The following is a 21,614-nucleotide window of genomic DNA, read 5'->3' on the forward strand; positions in this document are numbered from 1 at the left end:
TTGGATGCTGGATGACCAAAGCCCTCCGGACGACGTCAGGGCTGTGGTCGTGGCGCGAAGTGACAGTTTCGCGATGAGCTGGCCACTCAGCACAACCTGGCGACATCTTGAGGGTCAGTGGATGCTCTCAGCGCCGTTGGACGAGATCACGCTATCCCGATTGCGTCGGAAGATGGGGCTTGAGCCCGCCGGAGGCACACGCCTCGTAGATCTTACTTTCGGGGGCGGTGTGAGGACGGACCGCTGCACTTGGCTGGGTCGACCTGGCTTTCTCCCTTCCATCCATGCCTCTTTGTCGAGCGCGGTAAATGTTCGCAGGGTGGAAGGCGCTGACGGGGTCGTCGCTATAGAGGGCTGTCCGCCGTCGTGGCAGTTCCGCGCTGAGACCCCCATTTCGGGCCGTTGGCGAGTCAAGGCTGTCGAGCGGGAGTTTGAAACCGAAAAGGTGGTTCGGTTTGAAGCCGTGGCCCCCGAGCGCCTCGGATTTCCCGAGGCACCGGCTGTGCAGGAGGCAGAGCGCGAAGTTGTCGTGATGCAGCGTTCGATACGACCGATACTGGCGACAAGCGTCGGGGTCGCGGGGCCGCCACCTCCGCTTGAGGATATGCTGGAAGCTATTTACGCCGGTCCCATTCATGGGTGGTCGGAAGCTGATCTTGTGCGGCTACTTCGGCCGCAACTGCCGCACGATCATTTCGTTTGGGATTTTCTTCGTGGTCTCGCGGAGGCCGGCTGGCTCGAGCCTTATACTTTGAAGAGTTGGCGGGCCCGTATTTGGCGATTGCGCTCACCTTATCTTCGATATGCGGAGGGCGGTCGGGTGATAGCCGGCGGCGCGCTGGGCACCTTAGCACGTCGACGCCTCCAGGATGCAGCACAGCTGTTGGGCGGCGAGGTTTCATACCTTCCTGGGGTTTCAAATTGGTCAGTCTCGCTACCGGTAATCGACAAGGTAGTGGCGGCGGATCTTGCACGGGAAACGGGGTGGCCGCTTGAAGTCCTGGGACGCCCCACGCTTTCGCCGGCGCCCCGATGCTGGCCGGAGGAGCCTAGGTCAGGTGAGGGGCGACGGTTAGCCGGGGTATGGTCTTTCGATGCAGGAGTGTTCGCCTCACCCAATCGCGCTCGCGCCAACGACCCGGTGTGTCTTGAGAGGCTTGTACGCGAACGAGGAGATGACCGCGACATCTATCGTGTCGTGGGAAAGGGAGAGGTTTTCCTTTCGAGTTCTAGGACCACTGCAGTCTTGGAGGCTCACCGCCGGCTTGGCAAACCTTTGTTCGAATGGGAGATGGGCGAGTTCCGTCGTCGTGGGCTAACTGGTCACCTCCCGCTGGAACTAAGCCGCTGGCTGGTGACATGCACAAGCCGTGCCTCAGGACCCCTTCCGCTCGCCGGCGGGGGTTGGACATACGTCTATCCCTGTGACACCGAAACGGCCGCTTGGGTCGCAAGCACTCTGGGAGATGCCGTCAGCGTCCCTTCCAACGCGCCAAGTCGGGACCTACTCAATCGCGCGGTCGAGCAACGTCGGCTTGGCCGCCGTCTAGCTTGGTACGAGGTACCTCATCCTTGACTAACTCCGTCTATTTAGGGCGCCCGGCCTTCGACCCCAATCCGATCACACGGATCGACCCAATCGCTCACGCGGAAAATGGGCGTTGGAAGGTCTATGTCGATTGGACGCAAGCCTTTCCCAATGAGGGACGCGTGTTCGCGCCTAGGCTTCCGGGCTTTGCCAGTGGCAACTTGCTCACTTTTGGCGCCGAGGCGAATACTCGCGGTCCCCAGGAGAGGGATCAGTTCATCATCTTAGATCCCAGTCGTGTTTGCGAGGTTCTGGATTTCCGGAACGTCGACGCGGAGGTCGCGCGGGTCCAGATTGTCGAGCGCGGTCTTTCTCGCCTACTACCGGGGACGGATACAGTCGTCGCCGCGCTCGCGGAAGGTGTATGCGTTGTGGTGAAGCTGGTCCGACATCCGGCGGCGAAGCTCTTCGTTGCAGACATGGCTGGCCTTGAGCGTCTCGAGTTGCGTAGGTTTGACGACCGCCTCTTCCAAGGCGATCGGATCGACGGGCACTGGATTTCGGTGCCGGAAGTGTCTGTCGGCCCGGTCGTTGGCGCACTCAACTGGTGTCGCGATGCGGACTTCTTGGATTCCGTGCTCAAGCGCATCCGCAAGCTCGTGCCCCAAGGGCCAGCACCTACTCGCGCCCAAATCTCGCACGTCGTAACACAACTGACGAAAGCCGAGCTTATGCCTGCCGACGGCAGCGATATCGACCCGATGCTCGCCAGGCTCCGAGCATTCGGTCCAGCTCTAAGCAGAAACATCCGAAATCTCGACGAGATTGTCGAAATCGTGGAGGCAATCGAGCCCATTCAGCAGCGCCTTGAATCGGAGCTTTCCGGTCGTCGGAGCGAGCTTGAGGCAGAGATTCGTCGTGATCTTGAGAATCGGGCTCGAAAAGAGATTGAGACGTCGCAGAAGGACCTCCTGGCCAGCCGTGCTGCTTTAGAACGCGAGGTCAGTGATCTAAGGCCCGTGCTAAAAGAACTTGAGGAGGCCGCCGATCTCGCCCGGAACAACGTCGCTGATGCACGAGCTTCTATAGTATGCGAGCTCGGCCATGTCCTGGAACAGCTCGGTGACGCTCCCCCGGACGTGGATGAACCGATCCGCGCGCTCTCATCACGGTTGGCATCACGCCTCAAAGAAACCGCTGAAGGCTTCGAGGTTATCTCCAGCAGCGGTGCTCCTTGGACGAGACCGAGCTTCGCAAGAGTAAGCGCAACGCCGTGGTCAGAGTTTTCCAAGGCCTTGGACTCCGCCGCCCTACGCTCCGGTCATGCCCGCGAGGATCTGATCCTCGCCGACGCTGCTGCTCGGTCGGGCAAGCTTGTCCTGTTGCCTGAGGCCGTTGGGTCCCACTTCGCGGAGTGTTACGCACGCCTGATGACAGGTAGTGACCTTGTACGCCACGCACTCGATCCATCGATGATTGCCGTAGACGACTTGTGGCGACAACCCGGATTCGGCGCGCCGACGGCATTCGCGAGAGCTTGGGCCGCTGCGCGGCTCGACCCGACGCGCTACCGCCTGGTGCTACTCGACGGCGTCCACAGAACGCCTACCGATCTATGGATGCCTACCTTTGCGGACATTCTGGAGGGGGAAAGACGCCCTACAAATCTCCTGGTGTTCGCTACCTTGGGCGGCCCGTTCATCGATGGGGCGAGAGTTTGGTCGGGGATGAAAGCGGCGACCGTACCGCTCTCGCCTATTCGACCGACGCGAGCCACGCCGGAGTTTCTTTCACGCGTGGTAGGTAGACCGTTGGCCATGTCCGTTTTCGAGGCAAACGTCGCGCCGGTTCCGTCGAGGGAAAATATCCTCAAGCTGGTGTCGGATGTTGAGGATGACGACGACGCTGCGGTTCTGGGAACCGTGGTGGCCGTCTATCGCGCGGCTTGGCCGCTCGGATCGGAGGAAGCTGCCGTTGTGGCGATGGCGTTGGCCGGGAGGGGGAACCGCCTCGGGAACGGTCTCCCGCCGAGTGCCTTCGACGCACGACTGGCGGCAGGAGTAAGCTGGTTGGCCAACGCGCTACAGAGCGAATTGTAGGGAGGGACGGGCATGTTAGACCCGTTGGGCGGGTTCGATCGGATCCGAGAGCTTTACATATCGTACCTCGATACGGCCTTCCGTGTCCGCCGAGACGCGTTGACCAAGCGCAGACAGGAACTGCTGCGTACCAGTGGCGCTTTGGTGACGGCTCCTTTCATCGAGCCCGTGCCCCGCTACAAGGCGGCCGACCACGCGTTTGCCGACTTCGTAGATATGGCAGAAGGCAATCCACTATCCCACTTCTCGCATGACGGCAGAAAAGCCTTTGCTGAGTTGGCCGTCTCCGGACTCTTCCCTGGCCTACCTGGGGATGAGGACGTTCTGCGGAAGGGCGTCTTTAAGCCATACCATCACCAAGTGGAAATGCTGGCTCGGGGTGTCCATGCGGGACGGCCAGGTATAGTTACCTCCGGTACTGGTTCTGGCAAGACCGAGTCCTTCATGCTCCCGATCCTCGCCACCATGGCGGAGGAGGCCGTAACGTGGCCTGAGCCGCAGTCGGGCTATCTGAGCGGAACCTGGTGGAAAAACACTCCGAACTCCTTCCGGCTGCATCGGGAATACGAGCATCCCGACCGTCCTAAAGCGCTCCGCGCGCTAGTGCTTTATCCGATGAATGCGCTCGTTGAAGACCAATTGACGCGACTACGAAAGACCTTCGATTCGCCTGAGGCACACAAGGTTATGGATCGACGCTTCGCAGGCAATCGAATATTCTTCGGCCGATACACCGGCGCTACGCCCGTGGCGGGCTGGTTACAGCATCCCAGACGCGCGCATCAACGCTCGGAACAGGAGGCTTCGGCTCGGCGTACGAAACGTGTCGCCGACGCCTTTGTCAGCTACGCCGAGGATCAGGCTCTCGCTCAAGCTCACGATTTAGCTCATGGAGACGAAGATCCTACACGCTATCTCTTCCCCTCGGTCGACGGCGCCGAGTTGATCTCTCGCTGGGACATGCAGGCCTCTCCGCCGGATCTTCTAGTGACCAACATCTCGATGCTGGGCGCCATGCTCTCTCGCGAGATTGAGCAGCCCATCTTTGATCAAACTAGGGCTTGGCTTGAGCGAGACGAGAACGCCTATTTCTTTCTTGTGCTCGACGAGTTGCACCTCGTACGGGGCTCAGCCGGAACGGAGATCGCGGGGCTGCTGAGAGCGCTCGTGCATCGCCTGGGCCTCGACCAGCCCGAAATCCGTCACAAGCTTCGGATCCTCGCGTCCAGCGCCTCACTGCCCCTACAAGGTGACGAAGGAGAGCGGAGTCTCAAATACCTCTTTGACTTCTTCGGACCGCTGGGCACTTATGCGGCGCCGGGGGTTGAAGGTGCGGCTTCCAAGGAAGGCTGGGCGGCCGCCATCGTGCCTGGGCAGCCGGAGATCGACCAGGTGGAGGCCAGGCTGCCACTCGACAAGTCGCCCTTCGAGGCACTTGTGGATCTGATCTCGCCGAGTGGCGACTACGTGGGGGTCGCGGAGCGAAGTAACGGCCTTGACGAAGTGATCGCCCGATGCGCGCGGATTCTGCTTCCAACCAATGCCGCCACGAATACCCCAGCCATCGTCAAGCTTGCTGTCGAGGCCTCTGCAGCTCTTTTGGCAGCAGCCTGCCGTGTGGATGGCGGGACCCAGATGCGCGCAACCGCCGCCGACGAATTAGCGCGTCGTATCTTCGGCGAACCAGCATCAACTTCGATGAAGGCGATGCGAGGCCTCACGCTGCTGCGCGGCCTGGGCGAGCGCCTGAAGACGCTATACGGCGTTGGGGTAGGCGAGGGCATCACGAGTTTCCGAGAGCACATCTTCATCCGAAGCATCGAAGGTTTGTTCGCGACCCCCGTGCGAACCTTAGCCGGGGGCGTCGAATTCGACGGTGTGACGGTCGAGCGCGGCACAACTTATAGTCGTGAGGGCGAAGAGCTCCGCCGCATTTTCGAACTCGTCTACTGTGAATCCTGCGGAGAAGAGTTTGTCGGCGGGCGCAGAGGCGAGAACTCTGCGAACCCAGGTCTGCAGGTCGAACTTCTACCGGCATCCCCGGACCTCGAATCTCTCCCAGAGACTGCAGGTGACGGCAACTACGAGGATCTTAGCTACGAGGACTTCGCGATCTTTTGGCCATCAAGGCGAGTCGCCAAGAAAGGCGAGAATGATGCCGAGGCATGGGTGGAAGCGATGCTCGATACCAGAAACGGAGTCGTCAGCGCCGCTGGCAAGGTCGGCGCCGACAGGATCGAGGGTCGTATTTTCATACTCCCACGCCGAAATGGGGGGGCTGAGCTTCGTGTCCCCGGTAGCGCAGGGCCAAACTGTTGTCCGGCCTGCGGTGCCGACTACCACCCTCGGAGTGCTCCGTTCCGGCGGTCGCCGATACGGAACTTTAGGACCGGCTTCGCCAAAAGTTCGCAACTCGTGGCGACGGAAGTTTTCGAGCTGCTTCACGCAGGCAGAGATGTTGCCAAAGCGGTAGTCTTTTCGGACAGCCGCCAGGATGCATCACGCACCGCACTAGATATCGAACGTAGACACCACCAAGACAGTCGACGTCAAATGTTACTTGAGGCGCTCCGTGAAATCGCTGCGAAGCCAACAGAGCCGATTGAGGAGGTAAAGGCGCGCCGGCTTGAGGCGCTAGCTCGGGACGATGACGTAGAATTCGCAATACTCGATGCGAAGTATGCGGAGCTAAAGCGGCGCGGAGACGCCGATCGTATCCCGCTTGCATCCGTGGTAGAGACGGCGCCTGCCGTAGACACGCCCGCCAGGCGTGACGTCAGTCCGCTGTTGTCGCGCATGGTCGACATAGGGATGCACCCCACCGATGAGATCGGGATCGCGAAGATTCCGGGGAACGTCCCCGCCGCACAGCGATCGTCCCAGTTTGAATGGCAGAACCTGTTCCACCTGAATGGCCATCGAACGGAGTGGACGACGAATGGGGACAGCCTGGCGGTCGGTACCGCGCGGCTAGCCGTCGTCCAAGAACAACGCCCCCTCGTGGACGATGTCCTCTTCTCGAAGACCTACTTCGCCCTTGAGGAGACGGGGCTGGGTTACCCCAGCCTCTTCGCCCGCAAAGAAGCGGATGCTGACCGGATGGATTCCTACCTGCGCGTCTTCGCCGATGCGTATCGTGTGCGCGGCAACAAGTGGGTCGAGCGAAATGACCGTCGGAAGGACTGGCCAAATGCGCACGCAATCGGCACACGTCGGATTCTGGACTTCGCTAGCGCGAGCTCAGGGGGCGACCGTCTGGCCGAGCTCGACGACGTCCTCACGAAACTGAGGTCGCTCGGACATCAGAACGGCTTCATCGAGCCGGAGAAGCTGACGATCCGGGTAGTGGGCAACGATCATCCCTACTTTGAATGCGGGAACTGCTCGCGAGCCCACCTCCACCGGGGCACTGGTTTTTGCACTCGCTGCCTAGAGTCACTTCCAGGGGAGCCGACGGCTCGCGTCTCCGAACTAAGAGCTCGAAACGTGTTGGCCAGACGTGTGGAGCGCAGCGCAGCGGAAGGGCTGGGCGCTTTTCGCCTTCGTTGCGAAGAACTGACTGGGCAGACCAGTTCTCCTGCCGAACGTCTTCGGCGCTTTCGAGGCATCTTCGTAGATGGCGCAGACACGTCGGGGACCGAGCTCAATCGCAGGGCCAAGGAGATTGACATGCTCTCGGTTACCACCACGATGGAAGTAGGGATCGATATTGGGGCGTTGCAGGCCGTCTACCAGGCCAATATGCCGCCGCAGCGCTTCAACTATCAGCAGCGCGTCGGTCGTGCTGGTCGCCGCGGTCAAGCCTTCTCGCTTGTCGCTACCCTGTGCCGAAGCCGCAGCCACGATCTGCACTATTTCGCTCATCCGGAAGCGATCACGGGCGACCCCCCGCCGCCGCCCTTCCTTACAATCGATCACCTTGACATTCCTCTGCGTTTATTAAGGAAAGTCTGGCTGGGTGCTGCATTCGCTAGGCTGCGAGACGCAGCAGGTATCAATTGGCCGGGGGACGACGTCAAACCCGATATCCACGGCGAATTCCTTCCTTGCCAAGTATTCTATGCCGACGACTCTGATTGGCCAGAAGAGCTCGAAAACGCTCTCGTCTGCACGGATGGTGTCAGACGCAGCTTCGCCCGCGTTCTGGGCCTCGGCTCGGCCGAACGAGAAAAGGCCCTGCTGGCGGTCGAGACGGCGTCCGAGTTGATGGCCAACATCCTGTCACTTGCTCAGGCTGGGAGGGCGGCAGAAGGAACGCTCGCGAGCTTTCTGGCCGAGCAGGGGTTTTTGCCCATGTACGGTATGCCAACGCGCGTCCGAGACCTCTACGTCGGCGTCGAAGAGAACGATGTTGGCGAATCTGACTGGGATACCATTGATCGCGAGATGGATCTAGCGATCTACGAATTCGCCCCGGGTCGTTCTTTGGTGCGAGACAAGCGAAAACACACTTCTGTTGGATTCACGCCGCCACTAGGGAGGATCCGTGTTGGGCATCAGGGGCGCGCCTCGATCATCGGAACGGGAACATCGTGGTGGGGAGACACGGCATACATCGCCACTTGTACGATGTGCTCTGCCACAAACAGCTCGGAGACAGGAGTCTTCCAAGCCGTAAACTGCGGCGATTGCCAAGCCGAAATTTCACCCGACGACTTCGAGCTCTACTACCTGCCAGCCGCCTTCAGGACCTCGTTCCAGCCCAGCGCTGTGGATGAGAACGAGAGTGTCCTGACGGTCTGGCGAGAAACGTCCAGCGAGATGGAGAGGCTTGAGGCGAAACCTGTCGACGGGACGAACGTCGCGTTGGCGGCCGGCAGCTCTGCGCGGATTATCCGACGCAATCGAGGTCCGATCGGTGACAACGGGAAGCCTGGAGGTTTCGTCATCCTTGAGGCAGTTCAGAAAGACATCAAGGTTAGGGAGGCGCCGGCTGCTTGGGTGAGCCGTATTCCCCGCCAAGCTGTAGTACCTGATGTTTTGGATAACCCGAAGCGATGGGAGCGGGCCAACGATCCAAGCGGCGCGCCGGTCGAGGCCGAGACTGTCCGGCTTATGTCTCGGAAGAAGACTGACTCACTCTACCTGCTGATGAAGGAGATCCCGCAGGGTCTCGCTTACGATCGGATTGGAAACCGAGATCCATACACCACAAGCATGCGCGCCTCTGCTATCTCCGCGACGCATCTTCTAGTACAGCGTGCAGCCTTGGAGATGGATATCGGTCCCGAGGAATTTGAGGTGCTTGAGCCTCGCCTCCGGGATGGACGCCCATTGCTGCAGATCGCCGACTTTCTTGTTAACGGGGCTGGCTTCTGTCGGCGCCTCGCGAGCGCAGACGGTGATGCGCCGCTTGTCTCACGGTTGCTGGAATCGTTGGTGTATGATCAGAGCGATCGGCTTGTGCAGTCATTCCTCCAGGACGACCACCGTCAAGCCTGCGCCCGGTCTTGCTACCGGTGCATGCAGCGCTACAACAACCGCGGCTACCACGGGCTACTGGACTGGAGGCTCGGAATGGGTTTCATCCGAGCGATGCTCGAATCCGGCTGGACAGCAGGCCTCGACGGGCGCTGGGCTACCCCAGAACTCATGGATTGGCCCCGCTTAGCCTGCGAAGCCGCCGAGGAGGTCCGGCGGCTCGACCCAGACAATCGTCAAGTGGAACATCACGGGCCATTAGATTTACCGGTGCTGTTGAGGCCTCACGGTGATGGCCACGAAGCTTTTGTCATTGTGCACCCGTTCTGGCGACTCGACCACGCCTCAGTCACCCAAGGCCCGCTTGCTGACACCGTCCGATCGGTCCGCAGTCGGGCCCAACATGTCTATTTCGTTGATACGTTTGACGTGGCACGCAGGCCAGTGAAGGCCATCGAGCAAGCTCGGTTACGAACTCCAGATAAAATCTGATGACAAGGTCTGAGCAGCGAGCAAATTGGACGAGCCTCTTAGGGCGGGTACCCACGTGAGAAATGTTCCTGACATTCAGTCTGATCAGGCGCCGTTAACGGCAGCTATGCACCTAAAGTCAGTCACCGGGGCCGATTTCGAAACTTCGCGAAGCGGACACATGCCAGCAGCGAACCGTGAATCGTGGCCGCCCAGCTAGCTTACATTTGGCTAGAGATGCTGTGACAACGGGCCTCGCATGCCGCCACAGATCATGCAGCGGTTGTCGCACTGGTACTGCGGGCGCAAACCGGGTGCCTATGTAGAGGAGGGCGGCTAATCGTTCACATTTAACGAGCATGTCGATTGAAGCTTGCTTGTTACGAGTTAACAGATGGGCTGTGATTGCGACACCAACGTCGTAGGTAGTCAATAGCCAGCCATCACGAGGTAATCCACATGACCAACAAGCTTCTCGAGGGCGCCACACGAAGGACTCTGCTTACTGCCATAGTGGGCGCTGCGGCAGTCATGTTTATAGATCCGCTTCAAGCGTCTGCCGCCGATACTAGCGGTATCCACGGCTTTTTTAATGACGACAGAAATCAATTTGTGGACGTCTGGTTAAATACCAGCGGCGCCCTTACCGTTAAAGTTAGCAATGGCCGACCATGGAGACCAATGTGGGTTGTAATGCATGTCGCGTTCATGTTGGGGGGGCAGGTTGTAGGGAGAAAGGACTATCACGTGTTTTGCCCATCACCCGTTCCGGGTGGTCACGGGAACGAGCGCTGGTTCAAGTATGCGAACCCCGGCTTCGGCGGTGTGACGGAAATTAGCGTTACAACGAACAAAGAAGCCCCTTGGGGGCATCCGTCGGGCGAATGGGAAGTCGATATTTCGGGATCCTCGACGTTTTAGGCCATTTACCTCCTCCCTAGGTTCTACATCAATTGGTTCAGCGTAATCGCTTCCAAACAGTAAACGAAGCACGGGGTGAGGCCCGCGCTTCAAGTCAAAAGATCTTTGTTTTTATCTAGTTGCTTCTTTGACTCTTGCTCAAGCCCTGCGACCTGAACTTTCGGCGCTGAAACCGCAAGGGAGACATGTTGGTCAATCAGACAGGAAGCTCCGATGCACTGATTGAAAATTGCCATCACGAAGAGAGCGCGATAAAAAAGCATCGACATTTCAGCACTCCTCGGCAGAATTAAAAGGCGCTTCCAGTTGTCGAAAGAGGTCTTCGCCGCGGCGGGTTATACGGACCGCCTTGGCCCGAGTTTTGGCATTCGGACGACCGTGGGCCTTTTTACTCTCGACCATGCCCATGGCTTCAAGACCGATAACGACACTGCGGACTGTGGAGGTTGGCTGCCCGATGAATTCGTACAACACGGGCAATACCCACCAACGGCCAGGCCCCACTCCTGCGCCGGGAGGTGCCATCTTCCACTCTTTGTAGACGAGGTCGGCCCAAGGTCTGATGCGAGCGATTTGGCTTACTGCTGCCTCTATTTTTGCTTTGTTGATGTCCAACATCAGCGTGCCGAGTAGTATCTCAGTGATAATAAGTCCAGAGCGCGACCTGTGTACTGGAAGGTCAGAAATCGACAGTCCGAACATGTGGTTGTGTTGTTCGGCAATCCTGGGTTCTAGCGGACCCTTGACAAAAGCTTTATATTTGGAAGCAAGCAGTCTCAGCTTCCTGTTGAGGTCAGCCCGGTCGGATGCCAATCTCTCACTGAAAGAAGAAAAATCGGACGCATCCAGTACCGGCGGATCTGACACGGCGTCAGAAGGTCGTCCCGGTCGAGGTCGACTCCCATGCATGCAGAGCACCTTGGGTTCTCATTCGCATCGCGCCCACTAACCTGCAGACAATTAATCTCAAATCAAGGCCATTTCGTGTGAGCTTGTTAAGTCCGAAGGCAAGCCGAGTCTCTCGGCAGGGGTTACTCCATGGGCATTCTCCTGGATCCCGAAAGCGGAAGGGTAGGCTTCGGCCCGAGGCTCCAGTCATCATCGCGCCTCCATGTTGACATTCCTTGAGGCAATTGGCTGGCCGAAAACTGCCGTTCGGTGGGCAGCGCTCCATCTTCTTCACCGATTTAGGCCGATATAGCGAAAATTCACCGGACTTATGTCGCTCGACACGCTAACAAATGGGGAATTTCGGCGGGGATTGCCGGGGAACATGAAAAAACGCGTCATCTTCGTCATGAACCGATGGGATAGCAGCAAAGGAGGGATACAGACCGTCAATCGCGAGTTGATGCTGGCACTAGCCCGAAGCCGTACGGACCTCGATTGCGTAGCTGTCGTCACTACCGCGGAAAAGGCAGAGGTCGAGCAGGCTTACCTCAACGGCGTGACCCTCATTCACGGGGAACGGGCGGATGACTGGACTCCCGTCCTCATGTCCGAGGAGCTCCGTGCTATCGACAAGGCGTCGGTGCTTGCTGTCGTGGGACATAGTTCCTTTTCCGGTGTCGCCGCGAGCGAACTACGTCGCTTTTGGTTCCGGACGCCTGCGCCGTTCAGTTCATCCATATGGATCCGATGCGGACGGAGGCGGTCAAAGAGGACAAGAAGGATAAATTCGTCGCTGCGCGCGAGGAGAAGCTCAAGGCCGAGCTCGAAATCGCGAAGATCGCTGATATCGTGTTCTGCGTGGGGCCGCGCCTTTTCCGTGTCACCCGCGACATGTTTCTAGCGCATGGCCTTGAGCGTGGACATGTCTATCGTATCGATTGCGGCATGTTTCCTGATCAACAGATCCGCGACGCTCCGCCCGAGCAACCCACGGTGGTTTGCTTGGGACGAACTGAAAGTACCGAGGTCAAAGGGCTCGATATATTTGCCTACACCGCCGGCATGATCGATCAGCAGTGGGCTACCAGCCCGTTGACGAAAGGAAAACACATCAGGCCGCGATACATCGTGCGCGGCGCTGAGGACAATCCGGAGGAGCTTCAGGCGAAGATGAAGACATGGGCCGCCGAGGTCGGCGGAACACCTGAGATTGTTGTTCGGCCGTACACGACCAGCAAGGCCGACTTGAGCGCGGATTTGCGGGGCGCGACCGCGTTCCTGATGCCTTCACGCGAAGAGGGCTTTGGCTTGGTGGCGTGCGAAGCGATGTCATTCGGCGCGCCAATCATTGTGTCGCAGCAGAGTGGGATCGCGGAACTTATTCTCGAGACGGCACAACAGACCGGGCAGAATTTTTCCCGCTGCGTTGTCGAGATGTCGGGAGATCCAAAGGATATCGCAGCGCGGTTCGCGAGCGCGGCGCTTCCGCTTCTGGTCGAAGGCGCTGGGGACGAACTGCTCTACCCGCGCTTACGTGGATACCTAGCCTCCGTATGCTCTTGGGACAAGGCTGCAACTACGTTCATGGAAGTCGTTGAGGCCGCCAGTCAGGCCCGGTCGGCAGCATCAACGAGCTCCGCCACTTCAGAACCTGCGGTCTCAGGCAGCGGGCCCCTCCCGGCAACTTCGAGCGCGCCAGCCACAATCGAAAATGTTCTTGCTGCTGAGAGAGAAGGGCTTATGGCCAAGCAGGGTGTCATCGCCGTCGGTATCAAGCAGGCGATCGTCGTGACGGTTGAGAAGGGCTACAAACCCAATCTTCCCGACAAGCTCGACGGCTTCGAGGTGGTTGTGCGGGAAGTTGAAGAGGTGAAGCTAACATCAACGGAGCCCAGCAGCGGTCACGAACTCTTCGTCAACGGTGAACGGCGGGCAACCGTCGGCCTGTTTGGCATCGACTCCGCTGGTAAGCTTTTTGCGATCACTGTGGCACATGCGTTCCCCGGCAGCTTCCACGATATGATCGAAATCCAGGTCGATGGCCGGCGCATCCCGGCCACCCTCGACATCTTGGAAGAGCACACCGACTGGGCGATCCTCCGTCTGGACACCGGTGATCTGCCGGTTACCCACCGACCCTCGGCGTATCGTCGACCAGGCGCGAAAGCGTTCATCGAGATGCCCGGCAAACAGATCGAGGGCACTGTCGATTCCGTCGATATGACAATGGATTTCGCAGTTGGAGACGCCGAGATCGGCAAGCGAAGGTATGAGGACGTCTTTGAGGTCGCGCTCGACTCCGGGGTCGGCCGCGGAGCTTCGGGAGCGGTGGTATCCGATGAGCAGGGAGAGATGCTTGGCGTTGTCGTAGGGGCGATGGTCAAGGAGGGCGGCGCGATGAGCGTCCTTGCCCGAGACGCGAGTGCGGTTCTCGAGCGCAACAAGCTTTTGCCGGTGACGATCGACGACATGGGCACGCAGCCCCATATCTGCATACTGCTCGACAGCGACGAAGCCGCGAGCGCCGTCTTCGGCAAGCTGGCGCGCGTCAGCCGGTTCACGCGTTCTGGTCGTCTTTACTTCCGTGGGAGAACCTACACCGGAGCCCGCCTCACCTGCACGATATTGCGCGAACTTGGCAGCGTTGCCTCCGCAATCGCCATGACCTCCATGCTAATCGACAACAAGCCAGATGTAGTCTTCATAGTCGGCCGCTGCGCGGGACTTCGACCTGGCCAGGAGGTTGGCGACGTAGTGATTTCGTCAGAAGTTCTCGCCTTTGAACCGAACCTTTCTGGACTTGATATCCGACATTTTCGCCCCCACGTTTCAGTGACGCCGATGGTATTGCAGAATCTCGGATATCAACTCGCTGCTCAGGGCAGGCTAGGGCGCGTCCATGTCGGCCCGCTTGCTTCGGTCAGTATGGTCAGGGAGATGAGCGATGTTGGCGCGTTGGAGACGATCTCGCGTAGCCTAGCGGCGCTCGATGTTGGCGCTGCAGGTGCGGTGCGGGCTGCCAACGCGATTTCAAGCGAGCTGCCAGTTGTCGTCGTCAGCGTTATTGCAGACCTTTTGCACGAAGGAAAAGTTGACCGACCTGATGTCGCATACCAAGCGGCCTCAGTCGTCCTTGAGATGATCTCGCACATCAAGGTCCAGGCGCGAGCGAGGCGTCGAAATTTGATAATTGGCGAGCCTGCGATGTATTAGTGCTCGAACGATAGCGATGGGACCAACCTTCAAAGTCACCAACCAATTCGATTAGATCACAGCCAACGCGGCTAGAGAGATTTCCAAGGCCGTTGCCGCGGATGAGGCCGGACGTTCTGTGACCTCTACATCGTTCAGCAAGCATGAAGTATCTCATCGATCTTGCTCTGCAATCGCTGTCGTATCGCTTGAGCCCCAGCCGTCCCCAGGCGCGCGAGCCTGCAACGAGGAAGAGTAAGTTGCGGATGAGCGAAAAGGCAGCTATTCGCGCTTGCCATCAGAAAGCCGCCGGTCGGCTATCGACCCCTATTTCAGACTACTAGTCTGATCAGGATTAGACGAACGACAGCCTGTGTGTTAAGTTCAAAGTCGGCCTCACGGCCGCCGAGGCGCTTATCGTCCGCTTTCTTGCCGCCCTAAGACCGGCTAGTCCGGTCCCGCTGCATTTCAAGCCATGAACGAACCGGCCGACCGAAGTCGACCGGGCGTTGCCTTCGTACTGCGCCGCTTTCCTGGCATGGCGCCGCCAGAGAAAGCGGAACCAAGTGAGTACCACCTATCACCTGGCGCTAGAGCAGTCCCAGAGCCGCAAAATCTCGTCTTTTGGCCATGCAGAAATCATAGCGCCGATCGTCTGAAAGACCTTTGTAGGCCATGATTTCAAAGGCTGGTGCTTGATCGATTTGGTAGTAGCGCGCGACCTGGTCGTTCGTCATTGTCAAGCCGGTTTTGGCGACGTACGACTTTATTGCGTCGAGCAGGCTCGGATCTTCGTACCCGGCATCAACGCATTGCGCTGCAGCAGGTCCCACATGAAGGATCATGAAAGCCCGCTGGATGTTTTCCTCAGAGTATCCTTTCTGTTTGAGCTCGTCCTTTAGGGCGTCGATCGGTTTCGGCTGTTCCACAGCGGGTTTGCTCCCAGGCCCGCATTCTGTTTGCCTAAAAACATGCCAGGTCCGGCCATTCAGGGTGCCAGCAGATTGGGCGGCGTTATACTTGGCGTTGCATTCCGCCATTGTGAGCGCATGAGCTGGTTGGCAAGGCGCTAAACCTCCCGCCACTAGGGCTAACCAAAAAGCTGACTTGGTGACCACTCCTGTCACGAGACCGAATGGATTTTTCCGGAGCTGTCTACTGTCCTGGGCAATAGCCGTTTTAGCCGAATCTACCTGTCGCCGCAGGCAGCGCCGCATCGAGTTTTCGTCGTAAAACCAAACAGTCATGCTCACCTCTGTCTTCGTAGGGGGGATGGAGCCGCTCGGGCGGCAGAAAGCGATAATGACGAGTATACTCCGTGGAGTATACTCCGCAAACAGCTGTTGTGCGTCCGATGGACATCAGGCAGCTTTTTGCCCGCAATCTTCGTGCGGCCCGAGATGCAAAGGGGCTCTCGCAGGAGGCGCTTGCCCATGAAGCAGGCCTTGATCGGACCTATATCAGCGCGCTGGAGCGCAGCCGCTATTACGCGAGCCTGAACGCGATCGAGAAGATCGCAAGAGTGCTGAAGATCGATCCTGCTGAGCTGCTGCGCAAAGAGCAGGACCTTACACCCGGCAAGTGAGGGGCACCGGCGGCGTCCGTTGGAAGGGCGTCCTATTACCTCGGCAGCAAGGTTCCGGTAGTGGCACTTATTGAGAGCGAGGTCGCTAAAGCTCATTGCGCGTCGGCCGTTGCAGCGAGGGCCTTGCGCCAGCTTGTGAAGGTCTGCTCCAAAGCCTCGCTGCTGAGATGAGCAAGAGGGGCGAGCGCGATCGGCTCGATTTGGTCGGCAGCAGTGCTCAGAGACAGAAGTATTGCCGAAACGCCTTCCAACGTTCTGAGCTCGGGTTCAATGTCGAGCAAGGTTTTCCGAATAACATCGATCTCGCCACAGTGAGAAAACTTGCTCTGTCTCTTCGCCAAGGCGGCACCTCGTTTGCGAACAGACCAATGCTTGCTTTTTAAAGGAAGTCCAGTCGCGCTTTCATTAAAAACGTCAGCGTACGAGAGCCAATCGCATATAATATGCATGGCCGTCGCGCTGCTCCCGACGAGAACCGCGACAATCAATGTTGATTAGCGAATTGAGATGTATGAGGAGAATTGGCTATCTTTGGGATTGCAAAGGCGAAAGTCGCTCGATCTTAAATAGTTGCGGTCCAGACTGAATCGCCCACGACATTGACGGCGGCTTTTGGGCCTTCTATTGGCGCTTTATACCTAATCTGCGCTCAAACGCCGCGAAATGCACAAATCCAAGGAACCGGACCATGACTGACGAAAATCAAACTAACCTGATCGAACTGACGGCTGACATCGTTTCGGCCTATGTTCAGAAAAACGCCGTGCCGGTTGCTGGATTGCCCGACCTCATTGCGAGTGTAAATTTGGCTCTTGCTCAGGTGAACAATCCCCCTCCAGCGCCAGCAGAATTGCAAAAGCCGGCGGTCAATCCGAAGCGGTCTGTGTTTCCGGATTACATCGTCAACCTCGAAGACGGCAAAAAATACAAGTCTCTGAAGCGCAACCTACGCACGGCATACAATATGTCGCCGGAGGAGTATCGTGAGAAATGGGGCTTGCCGAAGGATTATCCGATGGTCGCGCCAAACTATTCGGCGACGCGCTCTGCTTTGGCAAAAACGCTGGGGCTTGGGAGAAAGACAGCACCGGCGCCGGTGAAGAAGGCAGCGCCGAAGCGGAAAGCTAAAGCGTAAGCCTGTTTGCGAGCGAAACGTCGGGGGCCGCCCGAGCGTTGCTCGAGCGGCCGCAGTCTTTTGATGGGCTCAGGTTTTAGAGCCGTCCCTCCCTTTCTGCCTTGTCAAGCCAGAACTCCCTCAAATCGACGACCTGGTTGTCGTCGATATCGAGGACCTCCACGGTTCCAAGGAGCATCTCGGGCGTGCGTTGATATACGATCGTGGAGCGGATCCAAACCACCTCGTCGAACCGTAATAGTGGGCTTATGCGGAAGGTGGCGACGAAAGGCTCATTGGTTGGCTCCCAGTCGGGGAAAAGCGGTCCCCATGTCCGTTTGTCGGGTAGGTCGGGCCGTCGAGTCATATCCTTCAAGTCATCGATAAGAAGCCTGCGATCGTTGCGCCTATAGCCGAAAATGTCCCGCGTGGCGCCATCGATCGAGGGTTTGAAGCTATCGAGATCGAGCCTCCAATACCCTACCATGCCAGGTTTGCGAACGATTGTATCCAGATAGTCCATGGGTGCCTCCTTGGGCTGAAAGAAGGGGGTTGCGGGTCAATTGCGAACCATTCGCTTGATGGAATAGTAGCGGTCGCGCTGGTGCCGCGGCTTGCCAACGCCGAGGACAACGAGTTCGTGACCGGGCACCGGCGTGGTCTCGGCGATCCACTTGAGGTACTGAGTCAGGGCATCGATCTGATCGTCGTTCGACCCATGCGGGAAGGAAAACGCCTCGTCGAGGAAGGCATCGAGGCCAGGCATTGCCTGCCAAAGATGGACCTGCTGACTGTTGATCTGGTTCATGACGGCCAAGAGCCGCTCCAGCTTGGAGGCGGTAGGGTTCATGGCAATGACATTGGCCCCGAGACCCTGCAGCTCGGCCATGAGGGCAGGGCCAAGGGAGGCGGATTCGACCAAATGATGGGTCGGCCTGTAGAGATCGTTCAGCGCTTTTGCGGTGCTCGACAGCTCCGCGTAGTCCATGCGTTTGCGCACGATTTGTCGGAGACAGCTAACGCTTTGGTGCCTCACGAACACTAAGGCCACCGAATAAGATGACTTTGGGTTGGTCGAGGAGGCGACATCCCAGGAGATAATGGTCGGGCCGCCTTGGGGCATACTTTGCACCAAGGGGAAGTCGCTGTGCTTGAGCAGGCCGCCGTCAATGGCGACAGGGCGGTTTTGGTACTGAGTGGCAAAGACATGGGCGGCTGTTTCCCGCTTAAGTTTTGCCAGGACATCCGGCGTATAGATCGTCGGCTGAAGCAACTCGCCTTTCGAGCGGCTGTAGACAAAGTTACCGACTTGATGCCGTTCGTCCTCTTCCGCTTCCAGCGGGAGCACCAATTTGTCGAAGCCATCCGCAATGAGCTTGCCAGACAGGTCGTCTGGATGCGTTCGGTGGGTGATGAGCAGACGCGCACCGGTTTGGGGATTGTTGCGCCGTGTCTTGAGCGTTGTTTCGTAACTCAGTTCCACCCCGTCTCGCATCGCAACGGAGAAGCCCTCTTGGGCCGAGATCGGATCGTCCATGATCAGGAAGTCGGCACCTCGTCCGGTCATGCGGCTCTCGAAGCTGCCGGCAAAAAGGCCACCGCCGGCGGTCGTTTCGAAGTCCATGGCGGATTGGTTGTCTTCCCGCAGGCGGCATTCTGGAAAAATCGCCCGGAAGAAGGGGCTGCGCATGATGGCGATGACCTTCTGCGCCGTCTTTTTCGAAAGGCTGAGCGAGTGGGTGACCAGCATCACCTGCTTGGAAGGGTTGCGCCCCAGATACCAGGCAATGATGCAGACGACACAAAGGGTCTTGAGATGGCGCGGCGGCATGTTGACCACGGCCTCCCAGGCGCGATTGGTGAGGATGTGCGCGCCAATCCAAAGCAGTAGCAATTCGATGTAGGGAAAATGCACGTAGGTGCCTGGCAGCAGCATGCGCAGGCACCGCACGCCGAAGACGACCGGGTCATTGCGGGAGGCTAGTCTCAGATCTTCCTTCGTGGGTTCATTGCTCATGATCGCTATCTTTCGTGGTCTCATCTGCTGCGGGGGTGGTGGGTGCGCTGGTGTTGCTGCGTCCAAACAGCCGTCTTTCGACGAAGCGCTCGAGGAGTTCGGCTTCCTCGGCGCTCACCGCCTCACTTTGCTTGGCATCGCTATCGTGCTGGAACTGCTGCGGCAGCAGCTCCTTGATCTCTTTCAAGGCGCGCACGTCGCCTTTCATGGCTTTGGCGACGAGCGTCTTGACGATCACGGCACGTTTGGTGAGCTTGAGTTCGCGTCCGTTCTCGCGGACCACGACCGACTGCTCGAGCTCGGCGAGGATGCCAGTGGCAAAGCTTTTGGATTTGGTCTTCGGCCGACCTTTTGGATTGCCGGATTGGCCGGGTCGAAACCGACCGTGCTTGGGCGGCTTGCCATAGCCGACGTCTTCATCGTCGTCCTTTTCGCCGCTCATGACGGCGCCCTCGCCGCAATCGTCGAGGTTGCGGGGAGAGGGGATGTTCGGGAGACGAGGGAAGATCGGCCTAGCCGACTTTCAAAAAATAAGGGCATGGCGCTAGTCCTTGGAGCGGCCTTGAAAAATCCCGCGAGACAATAGGGAAGGGCGCGCAAATCTCGCGTCGCAGGGGCTTTATAAGATAAGTTTAAGCTGTTTGACGGAGTGACGATCACCCGCCTGACACGGCGGCTTCGCACAATGATTTTCGAAGCTTGATAGCATGCAGGAATTCTGTTCCAACTGCGTACTGGTTGGCCTTTCTCATGGGTATGAATTTCTAAGAGGCAAGCTTCCGCGGCCGATCGACCACATCGATGGGCGGCTGGTCGAGCTGGCTGATGAAATTATGCCCCGGCCAGCCGGCCGAGGCATCGCTTGGGCGGACGACCCCCGGGGACTTCATCCAAGTCGATCGCCAACCGGTGAAGGGCGGCGCCCTACGAGGCCTCGGGCGGCGTTGGGGCCTTTGTGGCCTCTAGGAGCAAAGGCGCCAGCGGGTCGCGGCTGTCCTTCCGGGCGGCCTTGGCAGCCTTTTCGGCCGCGCTGAAGAGGATGCCGTCGCTGAACCGGACAGCGTCCTTGCCGGTCTCCGCCTGCCAACGGCGGATAGCCAGGTCGACAAAAGTCGGTTCGATCTCGATTCCGATGCAGACCCGGCGCGTGCGTTCGGCAGCAATCAGCGTTGTCCCTGAACCCAGGAAAGGGTCAAAAACGATATCTCCGGGGACACTGGCATCTCGGATCGCGTCGGCCACCATGGCCGATGGTTTTACGGTCGGATGTTCGGCAAGCAGGTGCCGCTCCGGGCCCATGACGTTGACACCGCGATAGTGCCAAACGTTCGAGCGCGAGCGGCCGTGCTTGCCGAGTTCGACATTGTTACGGTGGGGCACACCGGGTCGTTTGAAAATCGCGATCAGTTCGTGCTGCGAGCGAAGGAAACTGCCCATACCCGCATTTGTCTTGACCCAAACAGCCACATTGAGAAGCTCGAGGCCAAGCGACTCGCCAGCATCGATCAAGACAGCGATTGAGCGCCAGTCCATGCACACATAGGCAAGCGCGCCTTCTGACAGACGGGTAAAGAGCGTCTCAAGCGTATCGCAGAGAAAGGCTTGGAACTCCGGGCGGCTCATCTCCCCGGAAGCCATCGCGAACTCACTATGCGCTGGCTTGCCTAGCCCTGACACGAAACCCTGGATCCGAACGTTGTAAGGAGGATCGGTAAAGCTAATCGCCGCCGTTCGAGATTGAAACAAAGCACCTAAGAGTGCTTGATCACGAAAATCCCCGCAGCCGATCCTGTGACCCTTTTCAGCTTCGCCGAGGATCCACAAGTCGCCAGGCCGTGACACAGGAATGTTGGAGACCAGGTTTGCGTCGATATGCTCCTCGACGCCGGATGGGTCATCGACGACCTCGATGGCGGTCTCGATCTCAAGCGTATCAAAGCCGGTTAGTTCAACGTCGTAGCCAAATTCGAGCAGATGGTTCAGTTCGCGGCTCAGCGCCTCTTTGTCCCACTTGCCGCCTTCAGCCAGACGGTTCATCGCTAGGCGAAGCGCTCGCCTATCGACTTCAGCCAGATAAGAGACGTCGATCGTCAGCACATGTGTGAGCTCGGCGCCGGTGGCGGCTTCCAGTCTCGCATGCCCGTCGACGATAAAGCCACCTTGCTCGATGAGCAGGGGAGCAAGCACACCATACTTGCGCACGCTCGCCAAAAGTTTGCGGCGCTGTTCGCGCGGATGGTTGCGCGCGGCAAACGGCGAAACCTTCAGCTCAGCGATCGCGGTGAGCTGCACTTCGACATGATTTTTCATGGGGACGGTACCTCCACTGCGCATGGAGGAGCCCATGCCCCCATATATAATTGGCAGCGGACAAA

14 protein-coding genes and 1 pseudogene are annotated in these 21,614 nt (G+C 58.6%); 7 read left to right on the top strand and 8 right to left on the bottom strand.

Translation table 11 applies throughout. From position 1 onward, the window contains the following. The first annotated feature begins 1,710 nt into the window (after positions 1-1,710). The 3 genes from EN818_RS17525 to EN818_RS17535 all read left to right on the top strand — a co-directional run bounded on the left by EN818_RS17525 (position 1,711) and on the right by EN818_RS17535 (position 10,440). The gene (locus EN818_RS17525; RefSeq protein ID WP_135905006.1) at positions 1,711-3,627 is read left to right on the top strand and encodes a hypothetical protein; all 1,917 of its coding nucleotides are present in this window, start codon (positions 1,711-1,713) and stop codon (positions 3,625-3,627) included. 99 nt (positions 3,628-3,726) lie between these two features. Further along, positions 3,727-9,540 carry a DEAD/DEAH box helicase gene (locus tag EN818_RS17530; protein ID WP_189523811.1) on the top strand — a complete coding sequence of 1,938 codons (5,814 nt, stop codon included), beginning with the start codon at positions 3,727-3,729 and terminating at the stop codon, positions 9,538-9,540. Positions 9,541-9,978: 438 nt separating this feature from the next. After that, positions 9,979-10,440, top strand: coding sequence for a hypothetical protein (locus EN818_RS17535; RefSeq protein ID WP_135905002.1), 462 nt, complete (start codon positions 9,979-9,981; stop codon positions 10,438-10,440). Positions 10,441-10,529: 89 nt separating this feature from the next. Here EN818_RS17535 and EN818_RS17540 read toward each other — a convergent pair whose 3' ends face one another. Continuing rightward, on the bottom strand, positions 10,530-10,709 hold the full coding sequence (locus tag EN818_RS17540) for a hypothetical protein (protein WP_135905000.1): 180 nt from the start codon (positions 10,707-10,709) through the stop codon (positions 10,530-10,532). A gap of 1 nt (position 10,710) precedes the next feature. Continuing rightward, positions 10,711-11,307 carry a hypothetical protein gene (locus tag EN818_RS17545; protein WP_135904998.1) on the bottom strand — a complete coding sequence of 199 codons (597 nt, stop codon included), beginning with the start codon at positions 11,305-11,307 and terminating at the stop codon, positions 10,711-10,713. A gap of 484 nt (positions 11,308-11,791) precedes the next feature. On the opposite strand from EN818_RS17545, the pseudogene EN818_RS34435 reads away from it, so the two are divergent. Beyond that, positions 11,792-12,852, top strand: a pseudogene (locus EN818_RS34435) (glycosyltransferase); the annotation flags it as partial. Positions 12,853-13,800: 948 nt separating this feature from the next. Next, a complete protein-coding gene (locus tag EN818_RS34440) occupies positions 13,801-14,544 on the top strand; it encodes a hypothetical protein (RefSeq protein WP_348631414.1) in 744 nt (247 codons plus the stop codon). A 569-nt stretch (positions 14,545-15,113) separates the two neighbouring features. Here the strand turns inward: EN818_RS34440 and EN818_RS17555 are convergent. Beyond that, the gene (locus EN818_RS17555; RefSeq protein WP_245518841.1) at positions 15,114-15,770 is read right to left on the bottom strand and encodes a hypothetical protein; all 657 of its coding nucleotides are present in this window, start codon (positions 15,768-15,770) and stop codon (positions 15,114-15,116) included. A 107-nt stretch (positions 15,771-15,877) separates the two neighbouring features. On the opposite strand from EN818_RS17555, the gene EN818_RS17560 reads away from it, so the two are divergent. Further along, positions 15,878-16,108 (top strand): helix-turn-helix transcriptional regulator, encoded by a 231-nt coding sequence (locus EN818_RS17560; protein ID WP_135904992.1) that lies wholly within the window; start codon positions 15,878-15,880, stop codon positions 16,106-16,108. A 92-nt stretch (positions 16,109-16,200) separates the two neighbouring features. On the opposite strand, the gene EN818_RS17565 is transcribed toward EN818_RS17560, so the two are convergent. After that, positions 16,201-16,449: a hypothetical protein gene (locus tag EN818_RS17565; protein WP_135904990.1), complete on the bottom strand. Its 249-nt coding sequence runs from the start codon at positions 16,447-16,449 to the stop codon at positions 16,201-16,203. Positions 16,450-16,796: 347 nt separating this feature from the next. Here EN818_RS17565 and EN818_RS17570 point away from each other — a divergent pair, with 347 nt between their 5' ends. Then, on the top strand, positions 16,797-17,243 hold the full coding sequence (locus EN818_RS17570; RefSeq protein WP_135904988.1) for a MucR family transcriptional regulator: 447 nt from the start codon (positions 16,797-16,799) through the stop codon (positions 17,241-17,243). A gap of 76 nt (positions 17,244-17,319) precedes the next feature. Here the strand turns inward: EN818_RS17570 and EN818_RS17575 are convergent, their stop codons facing one another. The 4 genes from EN818_RS17575 to EN818_RS17590 all read right to left on the bottom strand — a co-directional run bounded on the left by EN818_RS17575 (position 17,320) and on the right by EN818_RS17590 (position 21,549). Then, positions 17,320-17,745 carry a hypothetical protein gene (locus EN818_RS17575; RefSeq protein ID WP_135904985.1) on the bottom strand — a complete coding sequence of 142 codons (426 nt, stop codon included), beginning with the start codon at positions 17,743-17,745 and terminating at the stop codon, positions 17,320-17,322. Positions 17,746-17,781: 36 nt separating this feature from the next. Continuing rightward, entirely contained in the window at positions 17,782-19,239 is a 1,458-nt protein-coding gene (locus EN818_RS17580) for a hypothetical protein (RefSeq protein WP_189523809.1), read from the bottom strand. Further along, entirely contained in the window at positions 19,229-19,681 is a 453-nt protein-coding gene (locus tag EN818_RS17585; protein WP_135904981.1) for a DUF5681 domain-containing protein, read from the bottom strand. Before EN818_RS17585 ends, EN818_RS17580 begins: the two co-directional genes overlap by 11 nt. Positions 19,682-20,163: 482 nt before the next feature. Further along, the gene (locus EN818_RS17590) at positions 20,164-21,549 is read right to left on the bottom strand and encodes a DNA methyltransferase (protein ID WP_189523808.1); all 1,386 of its coding nucleotides are present in this window, start codon (positions 21,547-21,549) and stop codon (positions 20,164-20,166) included. Between the last annotated feature and the right edge of the window lie 65 nt (positions 21,550-21,614).

Origin of the sequence: Mesorhizobium sp. M3A.F.Ca.ET.175.01.1.1, from assembly GCF_004791945.1 — a bacterium.
Lineage (GTDB): Bacteria > Pseudomonadota > Alphaproteobacteria > Rhizobiales > Rhizobiaceae > Mesorhizobium.

Excerpts from the sequence above, each read along its gene's own strand:
- EN818_RS17535 (WP_135905002.1), top strand. The coding sequence starts at position 9,979 with ATGACCAACAAGCTTCTCGAGGGCGCCACACGAAGGACTCTGCTTACT.
- EN818_RS17540 (WP_135905000.1), bottom strand. The coding sequence starts at position 10,709 with ATGTCGATGCTTTTTTATCGCGCTCTCTTCGTGATGGCAATTTTCAAT.
- EN818_RS34440 (WP_348631414.1), top strand. The coding sequence starts at position 13,801 with ATGGGCACGCAGCCCCATATCTGCATACTGCTCGACAGCGACGAAGCC.
- EN818_RS17555 (WP_245518841.1), bottom strand. The coding sequence starts at position 15,770 with ATGACTGTTTGGTTTTACGACGAAAACTCGATGCGGCGCTGCCTGCGG.
- EN818_RS17560 (WP_135904992.1), top strand. The coding sequence starts at position 15,878 with ATGGACATCAGGCAGCTTTTTGCCCGCAATCTTCGTGCGGCCCGAGAT.
- EN818_RS17570 (WP_135904988.1), top strand. The coding sequence starts at position 16,797 with ATGACTGACGAAAATCAAACTAACCTGATCGAACTGACGGCTGACATC.
- EN818_RS17575 (WP_135904985.1), bottom strand. The coding sequence starts at position 17,745 with ATGGACTATCTGGATACAATCGTTCGCAAACCTGGCATGGTAGGGTAT.
- EN818_RS17580 (WP_189523809.1), bottom strand. The coding sequence starts at position 19,239 with ATGAGCAATGAACCCACGAAGGAAGATCTGAGACTAGCCTCCCGCAAT.
- EN818_RS17585 (WP_135904981.1), bottom strand. The coding sequence starts at position 19,681 with ATGAGCGGCGAAAAGGACGACGATGAAGACGTCGGCTATGGCAAGCCG.
- EN818_RS17590 (WP_189523808.1), bottom strand. The coding sequence starts at position 21,549 with ATGAAAAATCATGTCGAAGTGCAGCTCACCGCGATCGCTGAGCTGAAG.